Origin of the sequence: Solwaraspora sp. WMMA2059, from assembly GCF_027497315.1 — a bacterium.
Lineage (GTDB): Bacteria > Actinomycetota > Actinomycetes > Mycobacteriales > Micromonosporaceae > Micromonospora_E.
Genome location: NZ_CP114908.1, coordinates 619804 through 631527, shown reverse-complemented (window position 1 = coordinate 631527; position 11724 = coordinate 619804). Strand labels below are relative to the sequence as shown.

Below are 11724 nucleotides of genomic sequence, written 5' to 3'. Positions count from 1 at the left end.
GGTCGCGCCGCCGGTCAGGCGGGCTCGACCCGCTGCACCATGAACGGGGTGCCTTGCTGGCAGGTGGTCATCAGGTCAGCCTGGACGTGCCCGGTGACGCTCAGCCGGGCACCCGGACGGATCAGGTCATGCGAACCGCCGACCAGCAGATAGCCGTCGAGCAGGTAGCAGTCGTGCTCCACCCCGGCCTCGACGGTGCCGGTCAGGGTCATCGGCCGCGACGACCCGGTCGACTTCCCCGGCCCTGGGGTGCCCCCCGGGACCGAGGTGGGCAGGTCCTCGGGCGGTCCAGGGGTCTGCGGTGCTGTGCTCACCGTGGCACCTCCGCTCGGTGATTCGGCTGCCGGCGGCGAGGACGGTGCGACCGTCACGGTCGGCACCGGGTCGGGGTCGGGCTCGGTGGTGGGTTCACCGGTGCCGCACGCCGGCAGCGCCAGGCAGGTCAGCAACAGGGGTACGCCGATCCGAGTGACTCTCATACCGACTAGGACGCGGTGACCGGGACGTCCGTTCCCGCCGCCGCTGCCTTCATGTCCCGGCGCAGCTCGGACGGCAGCGAGAAGGTGATCGTCTCCTCGACCGTGGTGACCTGCTCGACGTCGGTGAAACCCCGATCGGCGAGGTGGTCGACCACCTGGTGCACCAACTCGTCGGGGACGCTGGCGCCCGAGGTCAGCCCGACGGTGGTCGCGTCGGCCAGCCAGGCGTCGTCGATCTCGTGGGCGAAGTCGATCAGGTAACCGGCGCGAGCACCGGCGTCGATCGCTACCTCGACCAGCCGCACCGAGTTGGACGAGTTGCGGGAACCGACCACCAGCACCACGTCGCAATCGGCCCCAATCTGCTTGATCACCTGCTGGCGGTTCTGGGTGGCGTAGCAGATGTCGTCGGTCGGCGGCGACTGCAGCATCGGCAGCCGCCGCCTGAGGCGGGCGACGGTCTCCATGGTCTCGTCGACCGACAGCGTGGTCTGCGACAACCAGACCACCTTCTCCGGATCCCGTACGGTGATCTTGTCGGCGTCCTCCGGGCCGTCCACCAGCTGGATGTGCGCCGGAGCCTCGCCTGAGGTGCCGACCACCTCCTCGTGGCCCTCATGGCCGATCAGTAGGATGTCGTAGTCCTGCGCGGCGTACCGGCGGGCCTCCTGGTGGACCTTGGTCACCAGCGGGCAGGTGGCGTCGATCGCCTTCAACGACCGCGCCTCCGCCTGCCGGTGCACCTCCGGAGCGACGCCGTGCGCGGAGAAGACCACGGTCGAGCCGTGCGGAACCTCCTCGTTCTCCTCGACGAAGATCGCGCCTTTGGCCTCCAGGGTCGAGACCACATGCTTGTTGTGCACGATCTGTTTGCGTACGTAGACCGGGGCGCCGTACAGCTTCAGCGCCTCCTCCACGGTCTGCACCGCGCGGTCGACGCCGGCACAGTAGCCACGGGGATTGGCCAGCAGCACCCGCTTGCGGTGGACCGGTTTCGCGTCAGGCTCGCTCACCCGGCCGAGTCTACGTGCCGTCGACCACGGCGGCAGCGTGACCAACCGGCGGGACCGGGCCGGGGCCGGACGCCTCCCGGCGGGGCGAGCGGCGTCGGTGTCACCGCCCGCCCGTACCCTTGCCGGGTGACCGACACCGACGCGACGCCGCGCAGCAGCGCGGACGAGCCGTGGCCGGTCCGGGTGGTCAGCCAGAAGATCAGCGCCTGGATCGGCCGGCTCGGCTGGGTGTGGGTCGACGGGCAGGTCGCGCAGATCAGCCGGCGGCCCGGCGCGACCACCGTGTTCCTGACCCTGCGTGACCCGTCGGCGGATCTCAGCCTGACCGTCACCACCAACCGGGACGTGCTCGACCTCGGCGCGCCGGAGCTGGCCGACGGTGCCCGGGTGGTGCTACGCGCCAAGCCGGAGTTCTACCCGGCGCGGGGCACGCTCAGCCTGCGCGCCGACGAGATCCGCCAGGTCGGCCTCGGTGAGCTGCTGGCCCGGCTGGAGAAGCTGAAGAAGCTACTGGCCGCCGAGGGGTTGTTCGACCGGTCCCGCAAGCGCCGCCCGCCGTTCCTGCCGCAACGGATCGGGCTGATCACCGGCCGGGCGTCGGCCGCCGAACGGGACGTGTTGACCAACGCCCGCCGACGCTGGCCGGCGGTCGATTTCCGGGTGGTCAACGTCGCGGTGCAGGGCTCCGGCGCGGTGCCGCAGGTGATCGACGCGCTGGCGGTGCTCGACGCGGATCCGTCGATCGACGTGATCGTCATCGCCCGCGGCGGCGGGAGCGTCGAGGACCTGCTGCCGTTCTCCGACGAGGCGCTGTGCCGGGCGGTGTTCGGCTGCCGTACCCCGGTGGTCAGCGCCGTCGGCCACGAGACCGACGCACCACTGCTCGACTACGTCGCCGACGTACGGGCGTCCACGCCGACCGACGCCGGCAAACGGCTGGTGCCGGACCTGGCCGAGGAGCTGCGGCTGATCGCCCTGGCCCGGCACCGGCTGGACCGGGCGGTGACCGGTCTGCTCGACCGGGAGACACACCGGCTGGAGATGGTCCGGTCCCGGCCGGTACTCGCCCGGCCACAGGTGCTGTTGGACGGGCGGGTCGGCGAGGTCGACGCGCTGCGGGACCGGGCCACCCGCTGCCTGGCGCACCGGTTGTCCGCCGGCACCGCCGAGCTGGGACACACGTTGGCCCGGCTGCGCGCGCTGTCACCGGCCGCGACCCTCGACCGGGGGTACGCGATCGTGCAGGACGCCGCCGGCGCGGTGGTCCGATCCCCCGACGACGTCGCGGCTGGCGACCCGCTGCGGCTGCGACTGGCCGGCGGTGAGCTGCCGGCCGTCGCCGCCCGAACCGAATGAGTGAGGCATCAGGTGACCACGAAGAAGGCAGCTGACCGAGGTACGGCGACCACGTCGGCGAAGGTTCCGGCGACTGAGCCGGCGAGCGGGCCGCTGGCGGCGGACTCGCTGAGCTACGAGCAGGCCCGCGCCGAGCTGGCCTCGGTGGTGGAGCGGCTGGAGTCCGGCGGCACCACCTTGGCGGAGTCACTGGCGCTGTGGGAGCGCGGTGAGCAGTTGGCCGCCACCTGTCAGCGCTGGCTGGACGGGGCCCGTCAGCGACTCGAAGCCGCCCGCGGCGCCCGACCCACCGGCTGAGGGTGCACCCAAGACGGCATTTCGCCACAATTCGGCTACGATCTTGCAAGTTGATGGACATCGACCTATCCTTCGGGGAAAGCGCTTTCCAGAGTCAGGGCAAGGTGTGCTGCAGCACACCGGCGGCGGGGACGTGAGGACGGTCCGGGTGACCTCGCGCCCTCAGCGCTGACGGCCACGCGTCCGGGGCCCGACGAGCCGCAGACTCGTCCACATCACCAAGAACACCGCACCTGGGTCGAGGCGTCCCCGCCCCGGCTGCCGCCATCCGTGGCCGATGGCCGTCATCTGACGGCCGGGCAACGGTCACATCGGTGCCGCCGGCGGGTTGACCACGGGCTGCGACCAGTGCCGTACCGGTTGCGCCGGACGGTACGCGTCCTCCAGCAGTCGAGACGATCCATCAGCAACTTCAAGACGAAGGCGAGACGAGACTATGAGACGACCAGTCGGACTGCGACTTCTCGCAGGACTGGCCATCACAGCCGTAGCCGGCACGGTCGGCGTGGCCCTGGCGATTCCCCAGGCCTCGGCGGCGACCGGCAGCGCCACCGGATTCGCCACCCGCAACGGCGGGACCACCGGCGGCGCGGGCGGCCAGACGGTACGGGTCAGCTCCGGTACCGGTATCCACTCCGCGCTGTGCAACCGTTCCAGCAGCAGCACCCCGATCATCATCGAGGTCCAGGGGACGATCAACCACGGCAACACCAGCAAGGTCTCCGGCGACAGCTGCAACACCGCCGACGACGTGATCGAACTCAAGCAGATCAGCAACGTCTCGATCATCGGGGTGGGCAGCGGCGCGGTCTTCGACCAGCTCGGCATCCACATCCGCGAGGCGAGCAACATCATCATCCAGAACGTGACCGTCCGCAACGTGAAGAAGTCGGGCTCGCCGACCTCCAACGGTGGTGACGCCATCGGCATGGAGTCCGACGTCCGCAACGTCTGGGTCGACCACGTGACGCTGGAAGCCTCGGGCGGCGAGTCGGAGGGTTACGACGGCCTGTTCGACATGAAGAACAACACGCAGTACGTCACCCTGTCGTACAGCATCCTGCGCAACTCCGGCCGTGGTGGTCTGATCGGCTCCAGCGAGAGCGACAGGTCCAACGGGTACGTGACGTTCCACCACAACGTGTACGAGAACATCGACTCCCGTACTCCGCTGCTGCGTGGCGGCATCGCACACATCTACAACAACCACTACACGGACATCGAGAAGTCCGGCATCAACTCGCGAGCCGGCGGACGCGCCAAGGTGGAGAACAACTACTTCCAGGACTCGAACGACGTTCTGGGCACGTTCTACACCAGCGAAGCCGGCTACTGGCAGGTCAGCGGCAACATCTACGACAACATCGACTGGTCCAGCCGCAGCGGCGACAACCAGCCGGCCGGCCCCAACCCCACCTCGAACACGAGCGTGAGCATCCCGTACTCCTACACACTCGACGGAGCCAGCTGCGTGCCGAACATGCTCCGGCAGATCTCCGGCGCCAACAAGGGCAACCGCGTCTCGGACGGCAGCTGCTCGCCGACCTCGCCGCCGCCGTCGAACCCGCCGAGCCCCACGCCGACCGTGCCGCCGACGCCCGGCCCGGACGGACGCTACGAGGCGGAGTACTCGCCGGCCTCGTGTGACGGTGAGATCGAGTCAGAGCACTCCGGCTACTCCGGCAGCGGGTACTGCAACACGGAGAACGCCTCGGGTGCGGCATCGCAGTTCCTGGTCAGCTCGAGTGGTGGCACGACGAACCTGACTATCCGGCACGCGAACGGCGGCTCGGGCAACCGACCGGCCAACCTGGTCGTCAACGGCTCGACCGTGCAACAAGGGGTCGCGTTCAACCCGACCGGCGGGTGGACCAGCTACTCGAACGTCTCGGTGTCCGTCGCGCTCAACAGCGGCACCAACACGATCCGGCTGGTGGCCACCACCGGCGAGGGCCTGAGCAACATCGACTACCTGCAGGTCTCCGGCGGCACCGGCCCCAGCCCGACCCCGAGCCCGACGGCGCCGCAGCCGACCTCGACCCCGACCCAGCCCGGTGGCACCAACCTGAGCATCGGCGCCGGATCGGACGGTTCGAGCAAGGGCAGCGGCACCAGCTACGGCGACGTACGGGACGGCGACATGGGCACCTACTGGTCGCCGAGCGGCACCACCGGTCGAATCTCGATCAAGTGGGACGCTGACACCACCGTCTCCTCGGTCAACATCCGGGAGGCGTCGGGTGCCGTAGGTGCCATCGGATCGTGGCGGCTGTACAACCACGACACCGGTGCCACCCTCGCCTCCGGCAGCGGTGCCGGCATGATCAGCTTCTCCTCGACCACGCTCAGCAAGATCAGCTTTGAGATCACCGGTGCCTCCGGCACGCCGCAGATCGCCGAATTCGAGACGTACGCCTGACGAGACGTACGGCTGATCGGCGGCTGGGCAGCCACCGCCACCACTGATCAACTGCACGCTCCAACGAGCCGAACACCAGATACCTTTCCGGACCCGGATCAGGTATCTGGTGTTCGGCTCGAGCCGTCGGAGCGCCGGTAGGTACGAACACCATGCTCGGCAAGTTCCCGGAGCACCTCGGTCGGTTCCCCCGCCTCGATCGCGGCCAGCAGTCGCTCGTGCCGGTGCACCCCGTCGACCGGCTGCGCCACCTCGGCCTCCCGCTGCAGGTTGATCGCCAGGTACAGCTGGAGCTTCAGCAGCACCGACTCGTACACCCCGGTGAGCTGCCGGTTGCCGGCCAGGCCGACCAGCTCGACGTGGAACCGCCGATGCGCCTCGGCAACCCGCAGCCGGTCACCGACCGTGGTGGCCAGCCGCATCTGGTCGACCGCAGCCCGCAGGCCACCGAGGGCGGTGTCCCGGCGCACCGGCAGCACCGACTCCACCGCGTGCCGCTCCAGGAGGTCGCGCACCGCGTACAGCTCCTGAACGTCGCGGTCGGACAAGGTCGCCACCCGCACGCCGCGTCGTGGTACGTGCTCCACCAAACCCTGCTCGGCGAGCAGCCGCAGCGCCTCGCGCAGCGGCGCCCGGCTGATGCCCAACCGCCGGGTCAGTTGCTCCTCGACGAGCCGTTGCCCGGGGTCGGTCTTGCCGCTGAGGATCTCGCGACGCAGCCGCCGCACCGCCAACTCCACCAGGCTCAGGCTCTCCAGCTCACCATCCACCGACGATGCGGCCACGTCGCTCACCCCGTCGAGTCTGCCACCCACGTCCCGGAAACCAGATTCCCGGCCGGGCAACCGCCCGGTACGGGCCGGACCCGCCGAGGTATCAGCGTGGCGTGAGCGCCTCGGCCATCACCCGTAGCTCGTCGGTATCCGCCGTGCCGACCACCAGCACACTGTGGTCCGGCGCCAGCCACACCAGTGCACGTTCGCCGGGCCGGGCCGCGTACCGCTGCCAGGTCGTCGCCCCGATCGCCACATCACCCTGCGGCTGCGCGGTCGCGGTCAGCTCCGCCACCAGCAGTTCCGGTGCCGGCCGTGAACTCTGCACCACCTGGACGGCGGCGCCGGCCGGGGTGACGTAGCCCAGCCGCAGCGTCGGACCGTCCGCCGCCGACACCGGCCGGAAGACCGCGCTCACCGCGACCCAGTCCGGTCCGAGACCGGCGGGCGCGCGCACCGGAAACTGGCCCGCCGCACCGGCCTGCTCGTACGCCGGCCCGGGATCCACCGCCACGGGCTCGTCGGCACCGAGGAAGACCCGGTAGAACCCGAACACCAGCAGGATCGGCACCAACAGGACGAGCAGCGACAGGGTGATGTCCTTCGGGGTGCGTTCCGCCCGGTCGCGCGCCGGCCCAGTCGTCTCCATGCCCCCATCCTCCCAGCCGGCCGGCGCGGACTGACGCGCGGACCGACCACCCCGCGACTACCTGGCACCGTCGTGACGTGCCAGGATTCCCTCAGGACCGGAGCCGGCGACGCTGTGCTCCGGGATGCGCCCCGCACCGTCGCGAGGAGGAGCACCGATGAGTGGAACCGGCACCCGTAACCCGCAGAATGGCACCCGTAACCCGCAGAATCTCGACCGTAACCTGGCCCTGGACCTGGTCCGGGTAACCGAAGCCGCAGCGATGGCCGCCGGCCGGTGGGTGGGTCGGGGAGACAAGGAAGGCGGCGACGGCGCCGCGGTCGACGCGATGCGCAAACTGATCAACTCGATCCAGATGCGTGGCGTCGTCGTGATCGGCGAGGGCGAGAAGGACAACGCCCCGATGCTGTTCAACGGAGAACGGGTCGGTGACGGCTCCGGGCCGGAGGTCGACGTCGCCGTCGACCCGATCGACGGCACCACCCTGATGAGCAAGGGCATGCCGAACGCCCTCGCGGTGCTGGCGGTGGCGGAGCGGGGCGCCATGTTCGACCCCAGCGCGGTCTTCTACATGGAGAAGCTGGCGGTCGGCCCGGACTGCGCCGACGTCATCGACATCGAGGCCGGGGTGCGGGAGAATCTGCAGCGGATTGCCCGGGTCAAGAAGTCGAGCGTCTCCGACGTGACGGTGAGCATCCTCGACCGGCCCCGCCACACCGAGCTGGTGCAGGAGATCCGCGACGCCGGTGCCCGGATCCGGTTCCTGTCCGACGGTGACATCGCCAGCGCGATCTCGGCTGCCCGCGAGGAGTCCGACGTCGACGTGCTGATGGGCATCGGCGGCACCCCGGAGGGGATCATCGCCGCCTGCGCGCTGAAGTGCATGGGCGGCGCGATGCAGGCGAAACTCTGGCCACGCGACGACGCGGAGCGGGACAAGGCCGTCGCTGCGGGGCACGATCTGGGCCGGGTGCTGCGCACCGACGACCTGGTCACCGGCGACAACTGCTTCTTCGTCGCCACCGGGGTTACCTCGGGTGACCTGCTGCACGGGGTGCGGTACCGCTCGGGTGGGGCGTACACCCAGTCGATCGTGATGCGCTCCAAGAGCGGCACGATCCGGGTGATCGACTCGCATCACCGGTTGGAGAAGCTGGCGCTCTACTCGGCGGTCGACTTCGACGGTCGGCCGATCGCCGAGCTCGACCTCTGACCCGGGGCCCGGTCAGGGCATGGTGAGCGGGTCCGGATCGTACGGGTCGTAGTCGCGCCGGCGGCGGAACAGGATCGCGGCGAGCACCCCGCCGACGAACCCGAAGAGATGGCCCTGCCAGGAGATCAACGCGTCGGTCGGCAGGATGCCGACCAGCTGCCAGCCGTAGAGCAGGCCGACCAGCAGGACGACGCCGAGGTTCCACCAGGTGCGCTCGACGATGCCGCGCATCAACACCAGACCGAGGTAGCCGAAGACGACACCGCTGGCGCCGACCACGACGGTGTTCGGCGCGCCGGTGAACCACACGCCGAGCCCGCTGACCAGGATGATCACCAGGGTGGAGTAGAGGAACCGGCGGACCCCGGCGGCCAGGACGAAGGTGCCCAGCAGGATCAACGGAACGCTGTTGCTGTAGAGGTGATCGAAGCCGTGGTGCAGGAACGGGGCGAAGAACACCCCGTCCAGCCCGTCGATGCGCCGGGGGACGATGCCGGCGGCCAGATCAAAGCCGGCGCTCAGCCAGACGTCGAACGCCTCGATGACGAACAGCACCGGGACGACCGCGCACATTGCGACGAACGCCCGGCCCAGCGAGGCGTAGAAGGCCTCGGTGCCGAAGCGGTTCGGGTCACCACCGGAGGTCCCCATGTACGCCATCTCCTAGTAGCTATCAGGTCCGCGCAACCGACGCCAGCCGACAGCTGGCGAACCGCACAAAAACACCGGCGGCGGTACGGACGATCAGGTCCGTACCGCCGCCGGTGACGAGTGCGACAGGTGCCGCCGACAGTCCGGACCGGATCAGTACCAGCCGACGTTCTGTGACTGCTGCCACGCGCCGCACGGGGTGCCGTAACGGCCGCTGATGTACCCGAGGCCCCACTTGATCTGGGTCGCCGGGTTGGTCTGCCAGTCGGCACCGGCCGAGGCCATCTTGCTGCCCGGTAGCGCCTGGGGAATACCGGTGGCGCCGGAGGCCGCGTTGTAGGCCTTGTGGTTCCAGCCGCTCTCCTTGTTCCACAGCTTGTTCAGGCAGGCGAACTGGTCGAGACCCCACCCCTTCTCCAGGGTGAGGGCGCAGCCGATCGCCCGGTTGCCGCTGAACTCGTCGCAGGACTCCGGAATCTCGCCGGTGAAGGGCACCGTCGCCGCCGGCGGCCGGGCCGCCGCCTCCTGCTGCTTCTGCTGGGTCACCTGCTCTGCCCGCTTGGCCTTGGCCGCCTCGGCCTTGGCCGTGGCGAGAGCCTTCTCCGTGGCTTCCCGTTCGGCGGTACGGCGTTGCACCGTCATCCGCTGGTGTTCGGCCCGGCGCTGACGCAGCAGTTCGAGCTCGACCTGCTCGGCCTCGGCGGCCAGGCGGGCGTCGCTGATGCGTTGCTGGGTCTCCCGGTCGCTTTCCAGGTAGAACCCGCCGGCGACGCCTGTCACGAGCAGGCCGACGGCGAGTGCCCGGACACCGAACCGGCTCCACAGCCGACTCACGAAGTGGTCCCTTCGTCGGGGGCAAGGACACGGCGGGCCGGGCTGGTCGGCACCGCTCGCGCCCACGTGGCCGGCCGACTGAACGGCCGGCTCGCGGCGGCCGCCGCCAGGTGCGGCGCGACCGTCACGTGCGGGTGCGGCGGTGCGGCTGGTCCGGGCACGCCGTGAGCGCCCGACCGGGTCGGTCGCGCGTCGGCCGGCCGCGATGGTGGTCGGCTGACGCACTACCACCGACGACCCGGATATCGGTCGTCGCCGGTGCGCGCGCTCGTCGACCACCATCGCTCACGGTGAGGCCGTTGGGAAACGCGGGACTTTGAATGTGAGATTGGTCACGCCAATTTTCACCCTATAGTGGGGCATAGACCCGCACCGGGCGGAGTCAACGTGGGATGTCCTCCAACAGATCAGTAACCATTTCGGCGATGGGAGAACGCTCCGAACGGGTCAGCGTCACATGGGCGAACAGCGGATGCCCCTTCAGCGCCTCGATCACCGCGGTCACCCCGTCGTGCCGGCCCACCCGCAGGTTGTCCCGCTGCGCGACGTCGTGTGTGAGCACCACCCGGGAGCCCTGTCCGATCCGGGACAGCACGGTCAGCAGGACATTGCGTTCCAACGACTGGGCCTCGTCCACGATCACGAAGGCGTCGTGCAGGCTGCGGCCCCGGATATGGGTCAACGGCAGCACTTCCAGCATGCCGCGGGCGAGCACCTCCTCCATCACGTTCTCGTGCACCACCGCGCCGAGGGTGTCGAAGACCGCCTGCGCCCAGGGCGACATCTTCTCCGACTCGGATCCGGGCAGGTAACCGAGCTCCTGACCGCCGACGGCGTACAGCGGACGGAAGACGACGACCTTCTTGTGCCGACGCCGTTCCATCACCGCTTCCAACCCGGCGCACAGCGCCAGCGCCGACTTGCCGGTGCCGGCCCGACCGCCCAGCGAGACGATCCCGATCGACTCGTCGAGCAGCAGGTCCAACGCGATCCGCTGCTCGGCGGAGCGACCACGCAGCCCGAACGCCTCCCGGTCGCCGCGTACCAGCCGTACCGTCTTGTCGGCCATCACCCGCCCGAGCGCGGCGCCGCCGGTGCCGTGCAGCACCAGGCCGGTGTGGCAGGGCAGCCCGGCGGCGCTGTCCAGGTCGACGGCCTCGCCCGCGTACAACTGCTTGACCTGTTCGTCGGTGGATTCCAGCTCGGCCATCCCGGTCCAGGTCGGGTCGCTGGCCTGGCCGTGCCGGTACTCGTCAGCGACCAGACCAACCGAGGCGGCCTTGACCCGCAGCGGCATGTCCTTGCTGACCAGCACCACGTCCCGGCCCTCAGCGCCCATGCTGAGCGCGACCGACAGGATCCGGGTGTCGTTGGACTCGTTGCGGAACCCCGGCGGCAGCACATCCGTGTCGGCGTGGTTGAGCTCGACCCGCAACGTGCCGCCCGACTCGTTGGCCGGCACCGGCTGGTCCAGCCGTCCGTGGCGGACCCGGAGTTCGTCCAGCATCCGCAGAGACTGCCGGGCGAACCAACCGAGCTCGGGATGGTGCCGCTTGCCCTCCAGCTCGGAGATCACCACCAGCGGGATCACCACCTCATGCTCGGCGAACCGGTGGAACGCCCCCGGGTCGGACAGCAGGACCGAGGTGTCCAGGACGTACGCGCGGGTGGTGACTGGCGGCTCCGGTTGGGCTGGGCCGGCGGACCGGTCGGCCGGCTCGGACGCGGCGGCGTCCGGGGCTCGGCGGGTCCGGCTACGGTCGGACGGGACAGTGGCGGCGGTCGGGTCCTGACCGGCCCGGGGGGTGGTACGTCGACTCGTCACAGGCCTGCTCCGTCGGGCGTGCACCCGATCCGCCCGCGATCCGGCTCCACCGGGGCCCGAAGGCACGGGTCGGATGCGGAACCCATGCGACTGCAGGTCCGGACCGTCCGGCTGGCCCGGGACGACCCCGGACCATGACTAGACGCTAGCTGCCGGATCCCGACCTCGGCTAGGCGTCAGAGCCGATCTTCGTCCCAGACACCGGAGGTGAGCGG

11 protein-coding genes are annotated in these 11724 nt (G+C 70.0%); 4 read left to right on the top strand and 7 right to left on the bottom strand.

Annotated features, from left to right (window positions below; genetic code table 11):
• Positions 1 to 14 precede the first annotated feature (14 nt).
• Positions 15 to 479 (bottom strand): hypothetical protein, encoded by a 465-nt coding sequence (locus O7553_RS02900; RefSeq protein ID WP_281553346.1) that lies wholly within the window; start codon positions 477 to 479, stop codon positions 15 to 17.
• Positions 480 to 484: 5 nt separating this feature from the next.
• Positions 485 to 1492: a 4-hydroxy-3-methylbut-2-enyl diphosphate reductase gene (locus tag O7553_RS02895; protein WP_281553345.1), complete on the bottom strand. Its 1008-nt coding sequence runs from the start codon at positions 1490 to 1492 to the stop codon at positions 485 to 487.
• A 126-nt stretch (positions 1493 to 1618) separates the two neighbouring features.
• Here O7553_RS02895 and xseA point away from each other — a divergent pair, with 126 nt between their 5' ends.
• The 3 genes from xseA to O7553_RS02880 all read left to right on the top strand — a co-directional run bounded on the left by xseA (position 1619) and on the right by O7553_RS02880 (position 5564).
• Positions 1619 to 2848, top strand: a complete 1230-nt coding sequence (gene xseA, locus O7553_RS02890) for an exodeoxyribonuclease VII large subunit (protein WP_281553344.1) — start codon at positions 1619 to 1621, stop codon at positions 2846 to 2848.
• 93 nt (positions 2849 to 2941) lie between these two features.
• Positions 2942 to 3145: an exodeoxyribonuclease VII small subunit gene (locus O7553_RS02885; protein WP_281555439.1), complete on the top strand. Its 204-nt coding sequence runs from the start codon at positions 2942 to 2944 to the stop codon at positions 3143 to 3145.
• Between the two features lie 505 nt (positions 3146 to 3650).
• A complete protein-coding gene (locus O7553_RS02880) occupies positions 3651 to 5564 on the top strand; it encodes a carbohydrate-binding protein (protein WP_348651188.1) in 1914 nt (637 codons plus the stop codon).
• Between the two features lie 98 nt (positions 5565 to 5662).
• Here the strand turns inward: O7553_RS02880 and O7553_RS02875 are convergent, their stop codons facing one another.
• Positions 5663 to 6358, bottom strand: coding sequence for a GntR family transcriptional regulator (locus O7553_RS02875; protein WP_281553343.1), 696 nt, complete (start codon positions 6356 to 6358; stop codon positions 5663 to 5665).
• A gap of 82 nt (positions 6359 to 6440) precedes the next feature.
• Complete coding sequence (locus O7553_RS02870; protein WP_281553342.1) at positions 6441 to 6986, bottom strand: DUF4245 domain-containing protein; 546 nt, start codon at positions 6984 to 6986, stop codon at positions 6441 to 6443.
• Positions 6987 to 7143: 157 nt separating this feature from the next.
• Between O7553_RS02870 and glpX the strand changes: the two genes are divergently transcribed.
• Entirely contained in the window at positions 7144 to 8199 is a 1056-nt protein-coding gene (gene glpX / locus O7553_RS02865; RefSeq protein ID WP_281553341.1) for a class II fructose-bisphosphatase, read from the top strand.
• Between the two features lie 12 nt (positions 8200 to 8211).
• Here the strand turns inward: glpX and O7553_RS02860 are convergent, their stop codons facing one another.
• The 3 genes from O7553_RS02860 to O7553_RS02850 all read right to left on the bottom strand — a co-directional run bounded on the left by O7553_RS02860 (position 8212) and on the right by O7553_RS02850 (position 11509).
• Positions 8212 to 8859, bottom strand: a complete 648-nt coding sequence (locus O7553_RS02860; RefSeq protein ID WP_281553340.1) for a rhomboid family intramembrane serine protease — start codon at positions 8857 to 8859, stop codon at positions 8212 to 8214.
• A 144-nt stretch (positions 8860 to 9003) separates the two neighbouring features.
• Positions 9004 to 9684, bottom strand: a complete 681-nt coding sequence (locus O7553_RS02855; RefSeq protein WP_281553339.1) for a lytic transglycosylase domain-containing protein — start codon at positions 9682 to 9684, stop codon at positions 9004 to 9006.
• Positions 9685 to 10066: 382 nt separating this feature from the next.
• Complete coding sequence (locus tag O7553_RS02850) at positions 10067 to 11509, bottom strand: PhoH family protein (RefSeq protein ID WP_281553338.1); 1443 nt, start codon at positions 11507 to 11509, stop codon at positions 10067 to 10069.
• Positions 11510 to 11724: the final 215 nt, after the last annotated feature.